This is a genomic window from Rhizobium sp. No.120 (assembly GCF_054558365.1).
In genome coordinates this window covers 361,181-377,679 of record NZ_BAAJNQ010000001.1, presented here as the reverse complement: position 1 = coordinate 377,679, position 16,499 = coordinate 361,181, and the positions used below count along the sequence as shown (strand labels likewise).

Below are 16,499 nucleotides of genomic sequence, written 5' to 3'. Positions count from 1 at the left end.
TTTCCGGAGCCTCCTTTTTTAATCAACCGTCGACGTGAACAACCCCCGGCTCACGCTCCAGGTAGCGCTGATCAATCGATGGCAAAGGCTCGTCATCGATCGCCGCCTCAAAAGCCCGTAAGCGCTTGTAGATAGACAGCAGCTCGATGATCGTAGTCCATGAGGTTACAAGATATTGGAAGGAACCGCGCACCTGGTCAAAGACGTTGGTGATCTGCGTCATCAAGCCGAGCGTCAGCTTGCCGGCAACGATCGAAGGAACCAGGACGACAAAGCTGAAGATATTATCGGCCTGCGAATAGAAGATACGCGCGACATTGAAATAGGTGTAGTGGAAATAGATACGGAAATAGTTGCGTCGCACATTGGCGAAGAGTTCCGCGACCGTCGGCGGAGTGGCGCGATCGTCATGGTCTTCGCCATAAACGAGCTCCTTGCGATAGGAAGCCTCTACGCGCTGGTTGATGAATTGGAGCCCAGGCAGCTTGATACCGACCGCCGCCAGGAAGACCGTTCCGAAAATCGACCAGAAGATCGCGGCCCAGACGAGCGCATGCGGAATATTACCGATAAGCGGTAATTCCGTAATGTTGGCGCCGAGACGGAAGAGCACCGGCAGAAAAGCAATCAGCGTCATGATAGAGCCGATGAAGCTCACACCGAGAGATTCGACCGTTTGGGAAAACCGCATCGTATCTTCCTGCACGCGCTGTGAAGCACCTTCGACATGCCGCAGCTTCTGCCAGTTGGCCATGTAATAATCGTTCATTGCTGTGCGCCAGCGAAACACCCAGTGGCTCACGAAAAACAGGTTGAACACGCCGACGGTGATGGCCACGAAGGCGATGCCCGCAAAAACGAGCATGTTCATATAAAACTCGGAACTGGACACGGAGCCAACGGTTGTCAGTGCCTTTTGAACCAGATTGTAAAAAGGCCCGTACCATGCGTTGACGGCGACGCTGACCTGTACCGAGAAGTAGGTGTTGAAGATGATCAGCGCCGTGCCGAGCACCGACCAATATTGCCACGGATGCGGGCTGAAGCGGAACCAGAAAAGTGCGAATAGGGCGACGGCAGCAATGTAATAGATGTAAAACCAGATGAACGGTGCAGACCAAAAAGTCGAAACGCCTACCGGCGCCTCCTGCCCATCCGCCAGCGGCGGTAGGCCGATATAGGCGCCCGCTTTCTCTCCACCGAAATACCAAAGAAGTATAGCGGCAAGTGACCAGAGAGCGGCGGAGATGAAGAAGGGTTTTGGCTTAGGAAAGAATGACAGAAACACGAGAAGCGCAGCTTTCTTGATTGGATTGTCGAACCGCTGTGGCGTTTATTGATGGAAAGCCTAGGGCAGTTCGCCGTAAGCGGCAACCGGTGAAGACGTATTCTTACATAGATGTAATCGCTTATCCCATGATCGTGATGCAGTTGTTCAGCAACGGATTTTCACCCATGGGATGAACTTTCTCCCGATTTTGATTGGTAAGCCGCAAACGATGGCACATTCGCGACTTCCTCTTGCAGCAGACTATCTTACGATATATATCTTACGACATGACTAACGATATAAGCTCTCACACTTCAAGGAGAAACGATATGAGAGGTTTCAGAGATCGCCACATATTCGGAGATGGCTTTGACATCGTCGAGGCATATATCCTACGACATGGCCGAGGTCGTGAATCGCGCGGCGAGCATAGGAGAGACTTCATGAGAGGCTTCAAGGGTGGCATGTTCGGCGGCGGGTTTCGCACCGGCCGCAAGTTCGATGCGGCCGACCTGCAGCTCATCATCCTCGCTTTGCTCTCCGAGCAGCCGCGGCACGGCTATGAGCTGATCAAGACCTTCGAGGAGCGCTCCGGCGGCTTTTATGTACCGAGCCCGGGCGTCATCTACCCGGCGCTGACCTTTCTCGAAGAGACGGGGCAGGCCGCAGTCGAGGTAAGCGGCACGAAGAAACTCTACCGCATCACCGAAAGCGGCCAGAAGCGCGTCGACGATAATCGTGATCTGGTCGAGGCAACGCTCGCCAAGCTCACGTCTATCGGCGAGAAAATGGCCCGCGTCCGCGAAGTTTTCGGCGGTGACGATGAAGATGGCCGCGACAATCCGTTCGACCGCCATGGCGCCGGTGACGTCCATCGCGCCCGCCACCTGCTCCGCTCCGCACTTCGCTCGAAGTTCCCTTGGAGCAAGCCCGAAGGCGCACGCATCGCGGCAATCCTCGAGCGCGCTGCCGCCGATATCATCCGCGGCGAAACAAAGACTGAGGATAGCCCGAAGGTCGACGAATGAGCTGAAGCCTCACTTGTCCGGCAGTGTCAGGATGACAGGTCCGTTGCGGGTGGCAATGATCGTGTGCTCGTACTGAACCGTGGGAGCCTGCGGATCGGCATAGAGCGTCCAGGCATCGTCGCCGCCCTCTGCCCAAATCGCGCCTAGAGAAAGAAACGGCTCGACGGTGAAGACCAGGCCATCGTCCGTGATCCGGGTCTCGGAAGGGTCCGCCCAGGTGGAAACCTCGGCGGGCTCTTCGTGCAGGGAGCGACCGATGCCATGGCTCGCGAGATTGGCGATCAGCGTGTAGCGGTTCTTCTGGGCGAACGCGCCAACGGCCTGCCCGATCTTCGCAAGTGGCGCGCCGCTTTTCACCTGATTGAGGCCCACCCAAAGCGCCCTCCTGCCGTCGCGGCAGAGGCGCTCGATCTTCGGCTTGACGGGCGGCACGGCAAAGGACGCGCCGGTATCGGAAAAGAAACCATCCTTCTCGGCCGATACATCGAGATTGACCAGATCTCCTGCCTGGATCACACGCGGACCCGGAATGCCATGCGCCACTTCCTCGTTAACGCTGATGCAGGTCGCGCCAGGAAACTTGTAGACCAGCTCGGGCGCCGATTGCGCGCCGGCATCCTCCAGCACCTTTCGGCCGATCGCATCCAGCTCCAGCGTGGTGATGCCCGGCTCCAGCGCCGCGGCCATGGCCTGCAACGCATTGGCGCAGATGCGGCCGATCTCTTTCAGCTTGGTCAGTTCTTCTTCGGTCGAAACGATCATTTACGGCTTCCGGCACTACCGGTCTCTCAGCAGCGGTTTGGCGAGAGGCTCAAGGTCGCTTTCGCCCCTTCCCTCCCGGCAGTCAATGTTTTTCTGAGGCGTTCTCAGGCTTTCTGCCAGATAGCGCAACTTTCGAATTGCTAAAGAGATCAAGAGCGCGGATCGTCGGCCAGCAATGCCCAGCGCTCGTGATCGCACCAGACGCCGCCGATCTTCAGATATTTGGGCGAGAAGCCTTCCTTGCGAAAGCCGAGCCGCTTGACCAGCGCGATGGAAGGATGATTGCCCGGCTGGATATTGGCTTCCACCCGATGCAAGCCCACCGCATCGAAGGCATGGGTGACTGCCAGCCGAACGGCCTCCGTCATAAAGCCCTGGCCGGCAAAACCAACCATGCCGTGATAGCCGAGGAAGGCGCTGCGAAACCCGCCCCACACCATCTGGCTGATATTGACGACGCCGACGATGCCGCCCGAGCCGGGATCGCGCGCCACCAGTCCGATATTCGGCCCCGTCACCGTTTGGCCGAACCATGCGTCGAAACCGTCGCGATCGAGAAAGGGATAGGACCAGGGCACATGATGGGCGCGACTGGCGATATTGGCGGCGATCAGCTCGTCCGCATCCGATTGCCTGACAGGCGCGATGATCACTTGCGGCATGGCTCGCTCCGTCCTTATTCGGGAGCGAGCCTTAGCAAATCGAATCCGAAATCAAAAGCTTCGCTGAAAGAACGGAATCATTTTCCGAACCGCTTCATAACGAAGATAAAGTCCGCCCCAGGCGATCACGCCGAGATAAACGCCGAACAGCAGGTGCGAGAAGATCGGACTGCCGACCCTCAAATGCGTCGCGATTGCGCCACCGAGCAGACCCGTCAGCAGGATGGCACCGAGAACCGATGTTCTCGGGATTGCATAGAGAATGGCGCAGCTGAGCGTGATGATGCCGAGCAGCCGCGCAAGTGCCGGATCGGCGGAATAACCAAGCCCCGCCATAGTCTCGGTGACGACGGAAAGCGGAATGAGCTTGATCACACCATCAAAGACAAGAAAGGCAATGACCAACCCACTGAGGATCATGCCGGCAACCCGCTGAGCGCGTGTGACTGACGGCAGAGATGAATCGGCTGCGTAAGACATTGTCGTATCCCCCGGAATTGAATCGAAATTCAGATCTTGGCCGCCAATGCGGCGAGCTGATCGGCGCACTGTGCCCATCCCTGATGGAAGCCCATCTTCTCATGCGCTTCGCGATCCTCAGCCGACCAATGCAGGACAGTCGCTGTATAGCGGGTTTTGCCGCCACCGAGATCGTCGAGCTGGATTGTCACCACCATGAAAGGTTTCGCTGACGGCACCCAGGCGCTGGTGAAGGCATCGGTGAAGACGATGCGCTCATTGGGAATCACCTCCAGATAGACGCCATTGCCCGGATAGTCTTCCCCCTCGGGGCTATGCATGGTGATCGAGCTTAAACCGCCGGCACGAACGTCGATACTCGCTGCCGATACCGTCCATGGCAGCGGCGCGAACCATTGCTTCAGAAGCTCTACCTCGGTCCAGCAACGAAAGATCTTCTCGCGCGGCGCATCGATGATGCGGGTCAGGGAAAGTTCGTGGCGCTGGGTCTGCTCAGTCATGTCTTGCTCCTCTTACTGTTTGACGCGGCCTGCTCGGCCCATACCCTAATGACGTTCGAGATCGTCATTTCCCGACACCACAGACGCAGTTTTTTCGATTATTTTGCAGCGGCAAGAGCATCCGCGCTCAGACGATCGAGCTGATAACGGATATGGGCCGCTTCGGCGGGCGAGCGGGCGAGCGCTATGGCTCTGTCGAAGGCGATGCGCGCCTCTTGCGTGCGGCCGAGCTGCGCAAGCAGACCACCTCTCACGCCATGAAAATAGAAATAGCTGTCGAGCGGTGCTTCCAGCGTCGCGATCAGCGCCAGGGCCGCCGCCGGCCCCTTTAATTTGGAGAGCGCGACCGAACGATTAAGCGTGACGACGGGAGAAGGCGTCAGCCGCTCCAGCATCTGGTAGAGAAGATCGATCTCCTCCCAATCCGTGTCGACGGCGCGCTTCGCCCTTGAATGCAGCGCTGCGATCGCCGCCTGCACCTGATAGGGACCGGGCCTGCGGTGGCGGATCGCCTTGTCGAGCAACGCCAGCGCTTCGTCGATCAAGGTGCGATCCCAGAGCGAGCGATCCTGATCTTCCAAAAGGATGATCTGTCCATCGGCATCGAACCGCGCCTCCTTGCGCGATTGCTGCAAGAGCATCAGAGCCAACAGCGCCATGGTCTCGGGCTCGGACGGAAAGATCCGCAACAGCAGTCGGCCAAGCCGGATCGCCTCGTCGGCAAAGGCAGCAGTCTCACGATGTGTTCCGCCGGCGGAATAGCCTTCGTTATAGATGAGGTAAATCATGGCGCTGACGAGCGCCAAACGTTCGCTGCGCTCGACCGCGCCTGGTGTTTCGAAAGGAACGCCAGCGGCTGCCACCCGCGCCTTCGCGCGGGTTATGCGCTGCTCCATTGCGCTCTCGCTGACCAGGAAGGCGCGGGCGATCTGCTGCACCGAGAGGCCGGAAACGATACGTAGCGCCAGCGCGATCTGTTGCGTTGCCGGCAAATCCGGATGGCAGCAGATGAAGAGCAGCCGGAGAATATCGTCGCGATATCCGGAGCCATCGAGCCGCTCGGCCAGATCGCTCTCCACATCACCCGTATCGGAGATCGCCTCCTCGTCCGGCAAGCTCTGCAATTTCGACTGTTTGCGCACCGTATCGATGCCGCTGTTGCGGCCGACGAAGATCAACCAGGCGACGGGGTCGCGCGGCGGCCCCTTGTCGGGCCAGGTCTTCAGGGCCCTGAGGCAGGCCTCCTGAAAGGCCTCCTCGGCGGTATCGAGGTTGCGGAAATAACGCAAGAGAGCGCCCATTACCTGTGGCCGGGCGTTGGTAAGCGCGATATCGATCCAGGCAATGTCGGTCATGTTGCAACGGCTCCTGGCCGGAAGACATAAAGCGGGCGGATTTCATAGGAGCCGACGCCGGGATTGGCCGCGGCAAGCTCCTTCGAAAAGCCAATGGCTTCGTCTAAAGTTTCGAAATCGACGACGTAGAAACCGAGCAACTGCTCCTTCGTTTCCGCAAAGGGGCCGTCGATCACGATCGGCTCGTTCTTGCCCTTGCGCAGGGTCGTTGCCGCCGTCGTCGGCATCAGCCGTGCCACCGGCCCTAGCTTGCCCGCCTTTGCCAGCGGCTCCTGCACGGCAATCAACCGTGCCATAGTCGCGTCTTCCTGTTCCTTGGACCAGGCGAACACGGTATCTTCGTCGTTGTAGCATAGGATCGCGTAGAGCATTGAGATTCCCTTCTCCCTTTAAAGACGAAGGAATATCACCTGCACCGACAGGCTACGTCAAAAAAATATCGAAGAGACGTCAGGCTTTCCCACGCCGGATCGCCAGGATACCGGCCTCGGCATCAAGCTCCGCCACAGCGCCGATAAAAACACTTGCCGGGCTATCGCCATGCCCGAGCGGCAAGCCGCCGAGGATCGGCACCTTTAGTTCGGCCAGATGTTCACGCAGGATGTCGATCACCGAATAAGGGCGGTCGCGAACTCGAAGTCAGTAAACTGGCCGATGGCGACCCCTGCCAAACCATCCAGATGCCCCGCCTTGCGCAGCATGGTCATCTGGCGGTCCACCTGACCGCGATACATATTAACGGCTTCGAGCAAAAGAACCGCGCCATTCAGATCCGGCAGCGCCCAACCAGCCGAGGTCGCAACCGTATCCAGATTGCCACCGATCAGCAGCCCTCTGGCCGTCCCGCCTATCGTCAGACGGAAGGTCGGTTCATCGGGACGAGCTTCGATGACGATATCGTCGGTGGTCATCATCGTCCGGCATAATGCCTCGCGCGTATAAGGGCTGACACCATCGTCATTCGGCCCGCAAAAGAAGGCTCCATGAATGCCGATCTGATGGCTGTTTCTCAGAAGGCTGAGATGCAATGCGGTGATGTCGCTGAAGCCGATAACGAATTTCGGATCGCGCTGCACAGCGGCAAAATCCAGTTTGTCGGCAATCCGATACGACCCCTTGCCGCCGCGTGTCGTGAAGATCGCCCGAACATCTGGGTCACGGAAAGCGCCATTGATATCCGCCAGCCGTTCCTCGTCAGTACCCGCAAGATAGTCTCGCTTATCAAAGGCATGTTCGCCGAAATCGACGTTCAACCCCCAGCCTTTCAGGATTTCGGCATGCCTCAGAACCATATCGCTGTCGGGCGAACTTGCTGGCGATACAAAGCGCACCTTGTCGCCCGGCCGTAGTGGCTGCGGCATCAGCATTGGACTCACCTCTGCGCAATTGAGTGATTCTATGCTGCGATCTTGGCACGGAATCACGATAAGCGTCAGCGCGGATTGACCGTTGGCGAGCCCTTATCTCAAGGGTTGATGACGGCCTCAGCCGTTATCGGTGCCGGTCGCTTGCCTTTGGTATCGGCTTCGGCTGTCCGGCCGGCCTTCGCTCTGCCTGTCCATAACGGCAGACCAATGGATTCCGACACGGCCGGATCGGTGGTGAACACCGGATAACCGCGTTCCAAAAGTCGCTCGAGAACCTCCCGGTCCTTGCGCACATGCAGCCGCGCCAGGTTTTCCGTATTATAGACGTGTCCGCCGGAATCTGGATTGATGCCGGTGATGATGACTTCAGTCGCGCCATTGTAGATAGCGAAGAGCACGGCGTTGATGCCGTTCGAGCATTTGTCATCGGCGCCGAGTTCACTGCATTTCACCCCGCCGACCCGGTCAAGGAGCGCCATGCGTTTGTAGCGATCGACGATTTCAAGCTTGCCGTAGCCATAATTGAACTTCCGTAGCCCTTCCTCCAGCCGCTCACGTTCTTTCCGCCAGAGCAGGACGTAGAGCATCTTGGTCCGCTCTCCGTTCAGAACGCGGCGCACTTCGACGGCATTGGTGTTCGTGCCTTCGATCTGGTTGAACTGGACGAGCGTCACATCAGGCGCCGTGATCCCCCAGCCCTTCGTCACCGTCTGCGAACCGTTGATCGTGATGACCTTAAAGCTTTCATCAAGATCCACCGGCTTGTTCGAGACGGGCGCCGAGCCAACGACCAGAACAGGCCCATCAAACCGCTCGGCGAGCATCGGCGGCTTCGGCCGGGTCAGATGATATTTGATCTGCCGGTAGTAATGTTTTTTCAGTTCAGAAAATTGAGCAGCCATTATTCGCTTTATCGTCTCTTGAGAAGGCGTCCGCCCTCAAAGGGCGCGGTCCGGCGAAATGCGGCCGGGATTCCTCCCCGCGCCACGAACAACACGAGTATCGCTGCGCGCCCTTGTATAAGCAAAATAAAGAAATCTTACACGATATAACCTAGGGTGAGTGACCGATAATGGCCATCACCCTTGCCGTGTACTCAGGGTCCGGGAGACAGCGTTCTTCCAGCCTTTGAGCTTCGCATTTCGGGTCTTGTCATCCATGCCGGGCTCGAAACGCCTGTCGCGTGCCCAGGCCTTGGCAAAACCGGCGCGATCCGGCCAGACGCCGGCGCGGCTGCCGGCGAGCCAGGCGGCACCCAGCGCGGTCGTTTCGAGGATCGTCGGACGATCCACCGGTGCATCGAGCAGATCGGCAAGCCGCTGCATCGTCCAGTCGGAAGCGACCATGCCGCCGTCGACGCGCAGTACCGTCTCCTGCCCGTTGCCGTTGCGCCAATCCCTATGCATGGCATCCAGGAGGTCGCGAGACTGGTAGCAGACGGCTTCCAGCGCCGCCCGGACGATTTCCTCGGGTCCAGTATTGCGGGTCAGCCCAAAGATCGCGCCGCGTGCATCCGGATCCCAATGCGGTGCCCCGAGGCCGGTAAAGGCTGGCACCAGATAAACCTCCTGCAACGGATCGGCCTTGGCCGCCAGCTCGCCGGAATCCGAAGCGCGCTGGATGGCCTTCAGGCCATCGCGCAGCCATTGGACCGCAGCGCCCGCGATGAAGATCGAGCCTTCGAGCGCATAGGTCGTCTCGCCGTTCAGCCGGTAGGCGATGGTGGTCAGAAGGCGGTTTTTCGACCGCACCATGTCCGCACCGGTATTGAGCAGCGCGAAGCAGCCGGTGCCATAGGTGGATTTCATCATGCCGCGTTCAAAGCAAGCCTGGCCGATTGTCGCCGCCTGCTGATCGCCGGCAACTCCGAGGATCGGAATTTCCGCGCCGAAATGCGTGGCATCCGTGACGCCGAAATCGGCGGCACAATCCTTCACTTCAGGCAGCATCGCGGCCGGCACGCGCAGGATATCCAATAGCTCCTCGTCCCATTCGTTCGCGCCGATATTGTACATCAGCGTCCGCGAGGCATTGGTCGCATCGGTGACGAAGCTCTTGCCCTCGGTCAGCCGCCAGATCAGGAAGGTATCGATGGTGCCGAAACACAGCCTGCCTTTGGCGGCAAGGGCACGCGCGCCCTTCACGTTGGAGAGCAGCCAGGACAGCTTGGTGCCGGAAAAATAGGGATCGAGCAGAAGACCGGTGCGGCGCGTGAAGAGCTTTTCCAGGTTCTGCCGCTTCAGTTTCTCGCAATAACTCGCCGTGCGGCGGTCCTGCCAGACGATGGCATTTTGGATCGGCTTGCCGGTCTCGCGATCCCAGACGACGACCGTCTCGCGCTGATTGGTGATGCCGAGGGCTGCAATATCCTTGGCGGTGATACCGGCAGCCTCGATCGCCTTGCGGACTGTAACGAGAACGGACGCCCAGATTTCCTCCGGATCGTGCTCGACCCAACCCGGCTTCGGATAATGCTGAGTGAATTCCTTCTGCCCGACACCGGCAACCTTCATCTTGCCGTCGAAAACGATAGCCCGCGTCGACGTCGTTCCCTGATCGATCGCCAAGACATAACCGCTCATGCACTCCTCCCGCCTGTTGCGTCCCGAAACAACAGATACGCGAGCAAAACGAATGTGAAAAGAAAGCAAAACGAAATTTTTTCGCTGAAGGGTAAGCTTTTCGGTTCACAGCATCGTGGCCGAAGGGCCGCGAGCATTGCGATTGCCATATCCGGAGGTTTGGGACTAGGCTGAGATCGTTTTGCACTGCAGCAGGAAGCTGCGTTGTCCAAGGAGATGATCATGGCAAGAACAGTTGTCGTCACCGGTTCCACAAGCGGTATCGGCCTCGCCATCGCGGCCGCCTTCGCCGCCAAGGGCGATAACGTCGTCATCAACGGCTTCGGAAAACCCGAGGAAATCGATGCTATCAAGACGAAGCTCGAAGCCTCCGGCGGCGGCAAGGTGATCTATCATCCGGCCGATATGACCAAGCCTGCCGAGATCGCCGATCTGATCGCGACCGCCAACTCCACCTTTGGCAGCGTTGATGTTCTCGTCAACAATGCCGGCATCCAGCATGTCGAGAAGATCGAGGATTTCCCGATCGAGAAGTGGGATCAGATCATCGCGATCAATCTCTCCAGCTCCTTCCACACTATTCGCGCCGCCATTCCGCTGATGAAGGCGAAGAAATACGGGCGCATCATCAACATCGCCTCGGCGCACGGCTTGGTCGCCTCGCCCTTCAAATCCGCCTATGTCGCGGCAAAACATGGTATATTGGGCCTGACCAAGACGGCAGCGCTCGAGCTTGCCGAATTCGGCGTGACGGTGAACGCCATTTGCCCTGGCTATGTCCTGACTCCGCTTGTCGAAAAGCAGATCCCAGATACCGCCAAGGCACGCGGCATGACCGAGGAGCAGGTCAAGAACGAAGTTATCCTCAAGGCCCAACCGACGCACGAGTTTGTCAAGGCCGAGGAGATCGGCGCCCTGTCGCTCTACCTGGCAAGCGACGAGGCACGCCAGGTCACCGGCACACATGTCTCGATTGACGGTGGCTGGACCGCGGAATAACCATTTGCGGTTAGGGCCGGATTCGTTTGCGCATCTGGCCCGGCCAACAGATAAACGGGAACGACATGAACGACAGCATCCGATTTATCCTCAACGGCGAGGATATCACTCTATCCAGCCTGCGCCCTACAGAGACGCTGCTTGACTTCTTGCGTCTCAACCGGCGGCTGACGGGAACGAAGGAAGGATGCGCGGAGGGCGACTGCGGCGCCTGCACGGTGCTTGTGGGACGGCTGATCGATGGCGGTCTGCACTATGAATCCGTCAATGCCTGCATCCGCTTCGTCGGCTCCCTTCACGCGACCCATGTCGTTACCGTCGAGCATCTTACCGCTCGGAACGGCACGCTTCATCCGGTGCAGCAGGCTTTGGTCGACTGCCACGGCTCGCAATGCGGCTTCTGCACGCCGGGCTTCGTCATGTCGCTCTATGGCCTCTGGCTGATGACGGAAAAGCCGAGCCGGGCGCAGATCGAAAAATCGCTCCAGGGCAATCTCTGTCGGTGCACGGGCTATGAGCCGATCGTCAAGGCGGCCGAGCAGGTCAGCCAGAAGCGGCCGAGCGCTCTCTTCGACCCGCTGGAAAAGACCAGGGCCGATATCATTGCCCGCCTCTGGGCCATGCAGGGCGGTGACACCATCGAGATTACCGAAGGTGAGGATCGCCTCATCGTGCCTGGCTCCGTCGCCGCATTGGCGCAGGTTCTTGCCGACGAGCCAACGGCGACGGTCGTTGCCGGCTCGACCGATGTCGGCCTATGGGTCACCAAGCAGATGCGCCGGCTGAACCCGGTCGTCTTCATTAATCATCTCACCGATCTGCAGAAAATCGTCGTCGAAGACAATGGGCTGACCATCGGCGCCGGCGTCACCTATAGCCGCGCCTTTGCTGTGATCGGCGAAAAGATCCCGGCCTTTGCCAACCTCATCAACCGCATCGGCGGCGAGCAGGTGCGTAACATGGGCACCATCGGCGGCAATATCGCCAACGGCTCGCCGATCGGCGATACGCCGCCGCCGCTGATCGCTCTCGGCGCGACAGTTAAGCTCCGCTCGACGGCAGGGACGCGCAGCCTGCCGCTCGAAGATTTCTTCATCGATTACGGCAGGCAGGACCGGCATCCCGGTGAATTCGTCGAGAGCATCTTCGTACCCTATCCGACCAAGGGTACGCATTTTGCCGTCTACAAGATCTCCAAGCGCCGCGACGAGGATATTTCGGCTGCCTGCGGCGCCTTCCATCTGTCACTGGACGCCGCCGGCAATGTCGAAGATATCCGTATCGCCTTCGGCGGCATGGCCGGTACGCCGAAGCGCGCTCGCACTGTCGAGGCCGAATTGATCGGCAAGCCGTGGACGGAGGTAACCGTCATGGCCGCACGTGATGCTTTTGACAGCGACTACACGCCGCTCACCGATTGGCGTGCCTCCGCCGAATATCGCCAGCTGACGGCGAAGAACCTTCTCATCCGCTTCTATCTTGAGACATCAGGCGCACCGCAGGAATTGAAGCGTTTCGCGACGGCGGAGGTCTGATCTATGGACAAGTCTACATTCGAAGAAGCCAAGGTCCTCATCAACGGCTCGATGCATGGCTCGCTACGCCATGATTCTGCACATAAGCACGTCACAGGAGCCGCCGATTATATCGATGACATTCCCGAACCGGCCGGCCTGCTGCATGGCGCGCTCGGCCTTTCAGACCGTGCTCATGCCGAAATCGCCGGCATGGATCTCTCGGCCGTCAAAGCCTATCCGGGCGTCGTCTGGGTCTTCACTGGCGCCGATATCCCTGGCGTCAACGACACCAGCTCCAACGGCATGCATGACGAACCGCTGCTTGCCGAGACGAAAGTCGAATTCCACGGGCAGCCGATCTTCGCCGTCATCGCCGAAACCAGAGATGCCGCCCGGCGTGCCGCCCGCCTTGCCAAGATCGATTATCGCGACCTACCGCATTGGAGCGATATCGACGGCGCGCTCGCCAATGGCGCACCGCTCGTCTACGAACCGATGACGCTGAAGCGCGGCGAACCCGTAACCGAGATGGCCAATGCCAAGCACCGCATCAAGGCGCAGATGCGTATCGGCGGTCAGGAGCACTTCTATCTCGAAAGTCACATCGCCATGGCGATCCCCGGCGAGGACGACGAAGTCGCCGTCTGGTCATCGACACAGCATCCGAGCGAAATCCAGCATGTCGTCGGTCATGTCCTCGGCATTCCATCCAACGCTGTCACCGTCAATGTGCGCCGCATGGGCGGCGGCTTCGGCGGCAAGGAAACGCAGGGCAACCAGTTCGCGGCGCTCGCCGCCGTCGCCGCCAAGAAACTCGGCCGTGCCGTGAAATTCCGGCCTGATCGCGACGAGGACATGAGCGCGACCGGCAAGCGCCACGACTTTCTCGTGGATTACGAAGTCGGTTTCGACGACGAAGGCCGCATTCACGCCGTCGACGCTACCTATGCCGCCCGCTGCGGCTTCTCCTCCGATCTTTCCGGCCCGGTGACCGACCGCGCGCTGTTCCATGCGGATTCCAGCTATTTCTACCCGCATGTCCATCTGGTCTCGAAGCCGCTGAAGACACATACCGTTTCCAACACCGCCTTCCGCGGCTTCGGAGGCCCGCAGGGCATGGTCGGCGGCGAGCGCATGATCGAGGAGATCGCTTACGCGCTCGGCAAGGACCCGCTGGAGATCCGACGCGCCAATTTCTATGGCCAGCCGGGTTCAGGCCGGACCCTGACCCCTTATTACCAGGAGGTCACGGACAACATCATCAACCGCGTCGTCGACGAGCTCGAACAGAGCTCCGACTATCAGGCACGGCGCAAGGCGATCATCGAGTTCAACCGCTCCAGCCGCTTCATCCGCAAGGGCATTGCGCTGACGCCGGTTAAATTCGGCATTTCCTTCACCATGACCGCCTTCAATCAGGCGGGCGCGCTGGTGCACATCTATCAGGATGGCTCCATCCACCTGAACCATGGCGGCACCGAAATGGGCCAGGGCCTCTATACGAAGGTGGCGCAGGTTCTGGCCGACAGTTTCCAGGTCGATATCGACCGTGTGAAAATCACGGCTACGACAACCGGCAAAGTGCCGAATACATCGGCGACGGCGGCGTCGTCAGGCTCCGACCTGAACGGCATGGCGGCCTATGACGCCGCCCGGCAGATCAAGGAGCGGCTGGTGGCCTTCGCGGCCGAAAAATGGGGCGTCGGCGCCGAAGAAATGCAATTCCTGCCGAACCGCGTGCGCATCGGCGACGAGGAAATTCCCTTCCCGGATTTCATCAAGCAAGCCTATTTCGCCCGCGTGCAGCTCTCGGCCGCCGGTTTCTATAAGACGCCCAAAATCCATTGGGATCGCAAAGCCGGCCGCGGCACGCCCTTTTACTATTTCTCCTACGGCGCCGCCTGCTCGGAAGTGTCGATCGATACGCTGACGGGCGAATATCTGATCGATCGCACAGACATCCTTCATGACGTCGGTCGCTCTCTCAATCCGGCGATCGACATTGGCCAGGTCGAAGGTGCCTTCGTGCAGGGCATGGGCTGGCTGACGACTGAAGAGCTCTGGTGGGATGAGAAAGGCCGGCTGCGCACGCACGCGCCATCGACCTACAAGATCCCCCTCGCCTCCGACCGTCCAAAGATCTTCAACGTCCGGCTGGCCGAATGGTCTGAAAATACGGAGGCGACGATCGGTCGCTCGAAGGCCGTCGGCGAGCCGCCCTTCATGCTCAGCATATCCGTACTGGAGGCACTATCGATGGCGGTCGCCAGCGTTGCGGATTATCGCATCTGCCCGCGCCTCGATGCGCCGGCAACACCCGAACGAGTGCTGATGGCGGTGGAGCGGCTGAAGGGGATGTGATTGTCCTCCTCTTGGCTTTTGCTCCTTGCCACCTACCGCGGTCGGCAGTCATCATAACGCGGCTCACGCCCATCCAGAAATCCAAGGTCCCGCTTCAGCCGGTCCGGCATCTCATCAAGATCGAGATGCGGTGATGGCTCCGCGTGCTTGATGAAGGCCTGCGCCAACGGTTCGAGAAGACGAGCCAGAATCCTTGGCCTTGCGGTTTCCACCTGCTCTACGACATAGCAATCCATGACAACACCTCAGTCAGATCCATGATGTGAATTGCAGTCTGACGCGAAAAGTGCTGAAATTCCAATTGAACAATCGTCTGCATACATAAAGAGAACTTATCCATGAAGCTCTCAAAACGCTTCCCGCTGAATGCGCTCCGCGTCTTCGAGGCCGCCGCGCGGTTGGCCAGTTTCACGCGTGCTGGTGAGGAGCTTGGCATGACGCAGACGGCAGTCAGCTATCAGATCAAGCTATTGGAGGAGACGGTTGGAGAGCCGCTATTCCTGCGTCGTCCGCGGCAGATTCTCTTGACCGAGGCGGGAGAGCAACTCGCTCCAAAAGTGGCTGAAGCCTTTGCCATGCTGCAGGAAGCCATGGCCTCGATCAGCGGCGATGCCGAAACGATGCTGCGCATCCATTCGACCCCCACCTTCGCCTCGCAATGGCTGGCCCGTCATATTGGGTCGTTTCAGCTCAAGCATCCCAATATCGCCGTCCGGCTGGACACCTCGGCCTCGATCATCGACTTCGCCCGGGAGCCCTCCGACATCGCCATCCGCGCCGGGCGTGGCCAGTGGCCAGGACTGCGCGCGCATCTGCTGATGAAGGTCTATTTTACGCCGATGCTGACTCCGGCGCTTGCGGACACGATCGGCGGCGTACACGAACCGGCCGATCTGCTGAAGCTCCGCATCATCGACGCTGGCGACCCATGGTGGGCCCAATGGTTTAGGGAAGCCGGTGTTCCCGACCCTGGCCTTCAGGGCCGGCCGCGCAGCAGGCTTGGTGCCCAGTCATTCGAGGCGAGCGCGGCATTGGCCGGTCAGGGCGTCGCCATCTTGACCCCGGAATTCTACGCCGATGATCTGGCTTCCGGCCGGCTGATCCAGCCCTTCGATATTCTTTCGTCCGACAATACAGATTACTGGATCGCCTATCCTGAAAACAGGCGTCATACGCCGCGCATCCGCGCCTTCAGGGATTGGCTCCTTGGTGAATTCGGCATGCCGCTCGAATAGCGCTCAATAGTCCATATCGGGCGCATAAAAGCAGCGGGGGGTGTTCTCGTCCGGAAACAGACATAGATGATAGGCTCCATCCGGCGAACGCATGGTTTTCTGCTGCGGCAGATTGAAGATATGCGCGTGGGTTATGTAGCGATGATCGCCCGGATTGAGCGTCACTCGATAACCACCCGGTACGATGGTGACGGTACGTGAGGGGATCATCTCGCAATCGCCCGTCTTGCTGTCACCGTTGCAGCAATAGGGGTCGTAGGACCAGCCGGAGGGCGCCTCGTGGGCCAGGGCGAAGGCTGCGGGGAGAAGAAAAAATACGAACGCCAGAATACCTCGCATGGGCAATTCTCCGTCGAAAAATAGACGGCTGCCGCGGACACG

Annotated in this window: 17 protein-coding genes; 5 read left to right on the top strand and 12 right to left on the bottom strand. The window is 59.4% G+C overall.

Annotated elements, in window-relative coordinates; translation table 11 throughout:
• Positions 1–22: 22 nt before the first annotated feature.
• Positions 23–1,288: a peptide antibiotic transporter SbmA gene (sbmA, locus tag ACYJRZ_RS01920; RefSeq protein ID WP_459455553.1), complete on the bottom strand. Its 1,266-nt coding sequence runs from the start codon at positions 1,286–1,288 to the stop codon at positions 23–25.
• Positions 1,289–1,713: 425 nt separating this feature from the next.
• On the opposite strand from sbmA, the gene ACYJRZ_RS01915 reads away from it, so the two are divergent.
• The gene (locus ACYJRZ_RS01915; protein WP_459455551.1) at positions 1,714–2,298 is read left to right on the top strand and encodes a PadR family transcriptional regulator; all 585 of its coding nucleotides are present in this window, start codon (positions 1,714–1,716) and stop codon (positions 2,296–2,298) included.
• Positions 2,299–2,307: 9 nt separating this feature from the next.
• Here ACYJRZ_RS01915 and map read toward each other — a convergent pair whose 3' ends face one another.
• The 10 genes from map to glpK all read right to left on the bottom strand — a co-directional run bounded on the left by map (position 2,308) and on the right by glpK (position 10,006).
• Complete coding sequence (gene map, locus ACYJRZ_RS01910) at positions 2,308–3,060, bottom strand: type I methionyl aminopeptidase (RefSeq protein WP_459455549.1); 753 nt, start codon at positions 3,058–3,060, stop codon at positions 2,308–2,310.
• Between the two features lie 149 nt (positions 3,061–3,209).
• On the bottom strand, positions 3,210–3,722 hold the full coding sequence (locus ACYJRZ_RS01905; RefSeq protein WP_459455547.1) for a GNAT family N-acetyltransferase: 513 nt from the start codon (positions 3,720–3,722) through the stop codon (positions 3,210–3,212).
• A 51-nt stretch (positions 3,723–3,773) separates the two neighbouring features.
• Complete coding sequence (locus ACYJRZ_RS01900; RefSeq protein WP_459455545.1) at positions 3,774–4,202, bottom strand: DoxX family protein; 429 nt, start codon at positions 4,200–4,202, stop codon at positions 3,774–3,776.
• 29 nt (positions 4,203–4,231) lie between these two features.
• A complete protein-coding gene (locus tag ACYJRZ_RS01895) occupies positions 4,232–4,702 on the bottom strand; it encodes an SRPBCC family protein (protein ID WP_459455543.1) in 471 nt (156 codons plus the stop codon).
• A 98-nt stretch (positions 4,703–4,800) separates the two neighbouring features.
• Positions 4,801–6,057 (bottom strand): RNA polymerase sigma factor, encoded by a 1,257-nt coding sequence (locus ACYJRZ_RS01890; RefSeq protein ID WP_459455541.1) that lies wholly within the window; start codon positions 6,055–6,057, stop codon positions 4,801–4,803.
• Complete coding sequence (locus ACYJRZ_RS01885) at positions 6,054–6,428, bottom strand: YciI family protein (protein ID WP_015340707.1); 375 nt, start codon at positions 6,426–6,428, stop codon at positions 6,054–6,056. Before ACYJRZ_RS01885 ends, ACYJRZ_RS01890 begins: the two co-directional genes overlap by 4 nt.
• Positions 6,429–6,507: 79 nt before the next feature.
• Positions 6,508–6,669 carry a hypothetical protein gene (locus tag ACYJRZ_RS01880; RefSeq protein ID WP_459455538.1) on the bottom strand — a complete coding sequence of 54 codons (162 nt, stop codon included), beginning with the start codon at positions 6,667–6,669 and terminating at the stop codon, positions 6,508–6,510.
• Positions 6,666–7,424 (bottom strand): S66 peptidase family protein, encoded by a 759-nt coding sequence (locus ACYJRZ_RS01875; RefSeq protein ID WP_459455536.1) that lies wholly within the window; start codon positions 7,422–7,424, stop codon positions 6,666–6,668. Before ACYJRZ_RS01875 ends, ACYJRZ_RS01880 begins: the two co-directional genes overlap by 4 nt.
• A gap of 98 nt (positions 7,425–7,522) precedes the next feature.
• Positions 7,523–8,326: a membrane-anchored protein gene (locus tag ACYJRZ_RS01870; protein ID WP_459455535.1), complete on the bottom strand. Its 804-nt coding sequence runs from the start codon at positions 8,324–8,326 to the stop codon at positions 7,523–7,525.
• A gap of 177 nt (positions 8,327–8,503) precedes the next feature.
• Positions 8,504–10,006: a glycerol kinase GlpK gene (gene glpK / locus ACYJRZ_RS01865; protein WP_459455533.1), complete on the bottom strand. Its 1,503-nt coding sequence runs from the start codon at positions 10,004–10,006 to the stop codon at positions 8,504–8,506.
• Positions 10,007–10,228: 222 nt separating this feature from the next.
• On the opposite strand from glpK, the gene ACYJRZ_RS01860 reads away from it, so the two are divergent.
• The 4 genes from ACYJRZ_RS01860 to ACYJRZ_RS01845 all read left to right on the top strand — a co-directional run bounded on the left by ACYJRZ_RS01860 (position 10,229) and on the right by ACYJRZ_RS01845 (position 16,118).
• On the top strand, positions 10,229–11,005 hold the full coding sequence (locus ACYJRZ_RS01860) for a 3-hydroxybutyrate dehydrogenase (RefSeq protein ID WP_112334243.1): 777 nt from the start codon (positions 10,229–10,231) through the stop codon (positions 11,003–11,005).
• Between the two features lie 65 nt (positions 11,006–11,070).
• A complete protein-coding gene (gene xdhA / locus ACYJRZ_RS01855) occupies positions 11,071–12,540 on the top strand; it encodes a xanthine dehydrogenase small subunit (protein ID WP_459455530.1) in 1,470 nt (489 codons plus the stop codon).
• Positions 12,541–12,543: 3 nt separating this feature from the next.
• A complete protein-coding gene (gene xdhB / locus ACYJRZ_RS01850; protein WP_459455528.1) occupies positions 12,544–14,883 on the top strand; it encodes a xanthine dehydrogenase molybdopterin binding subunit in 2,340 nt (779 codons plus the stop codon).
• 338 nt (positions 14,884–15,221) lie between these two features.
• The gene (locus ACYJRZ_RS01845) at positions 15,222–16,118 is read left to right on the top strand and encodes a LysR substrate-binding domain-containing protein (RefSeq protein ID WP_459455526.1); all 897 of its coding nucleotides are present in this window, start codon (positions 15,222–15,224) and stop codon (positions 16,116–16,118) included.
• Between the two features lie 3 nt (positions 16,119–16,121).
• On the opposite strand, the gene ACYJRZ_RS01840 is transcribed toward ACYJRZ_RS01845, so the two are convergent.
• Positions 16,122–16,457: a hypothetical protein gene (locus ACYJRZ_RS01840; RefSeq protein WP_459455524.1), complete on the bottom strand. Its 336-nt coding sequence runs from the start codon at positions 16,455–16,457 to the stop codon at positions 16,122–16,124.
• Between the last annotated feature and the right edge of the window lie 42 nt (positions 16,458–16,499).

Bases quoted from the DNA above. Each gene is read 5' to 3' on its own strand.
- ACYJRZ_RS01885 (WP_015340707.1), bottom strand. From the start codon at position 6,428: ATGCTCTACGCGATCCTATGCTACAACGACGAAGATACCGTGTTCGCC.
- glpK (WP_459455533.1), bottom strand. From the start codon at position 10,006: ATGAGCGGTTATGTCTTGGCGATCGATCAGGGAACGACGTCGACGCGG.
- ACYJRZ_RS01860 (WP_112334243.1), top strand. From the start codon at position 10,229: ATGGCAAGAACAGTTGTCGTCACCGGTTCCACAAGCGGTATCGGCCTC.
- ACYJRZ_RS01905 (WP_459455547.1), bottom strand. From the start codon at position 3,722: ATGCCGCAAGTGATCATCGCGCCTGTCAGGCAATCGGATGCGGACGAG.
- ACYJRZ_RS01870 (WP_459455535.1), bottom strand. From the start codon at position 8,326: ATGGCTGCTCAATTTTCTGAACTGAAAAAACATTACTACCGGCAGATC.
- ACYJRZ_RS01845 (WP_459455526.1), top strand. From the start codon at position 15,222: ATGAAGCTCTCAAAACGCTTCCCGCTGAATGCGCTCCGCGTCTTCGAG.
- xdhA (WP_459455530.1), top strand. From the start codon at position 11,071: ATGAACGACAGCATCCGATTTATCCTCAACGGCGAGGATATCACTCTA.
- ACYJRZ_RS01915 (WP_459455551.1), top strand. From the start codon at position 1,714: ATGAGAGGCTTCAAGGGTGGCATGTTCGGCGGCGGGTTTCGCACCGGC.
- ACYJRZ_RS01895 (WP_459455543.1), bottom strand. From the start codon at position 4,702: ATGACTGAGCAGACCCAGCGCCACGAACTTTCCCTGACCCGCATCATC.
- map (WP_459455549.1), bottom strand. From the start codon at position 3,060: ATGATCGTTTCGACCGAAGAAGAACTGACCAAGCTGAAAGAGATCGGC.
- ACYJRZ_RS01890 (WP_459455541.1), bottom strand. From the start codon at position 6,057: ATGACCGACATTGCCTGGATCGATATCGCGCTTACCAACGCCCGGCCA.
- ACYJRZ_RS01900 (WP_459455545.1), bottom strand. From the start codon at position 4,202: ATGTCTTACGCAGCCGATTCATCTCTGCCGTCAGTCACACGCGCTCAG.
- ACYJRZ_RS01875 (WP_459455536.1), bottom strand. From the start codon at position 7,424: ATGCTGATGCCGCAGCCACTACGGCCGGGCGACAAGGTGCGCTTTGTA.
- xdhB (WP_459455528.1), top strand. From the start codon at position 12,544: ATGGACAAGTCTACATTCGAAGAAGCCAAGGTCCTCATCAACGGCTCG.
- ACYJRZ_RS01840 (WP_459455524.1), bottom strand. From the start codon at position 16,457: ATGCGAGGTATTCTGGCGTTCGTATTTTTTCTTCTCCCCGCAGCCTTC.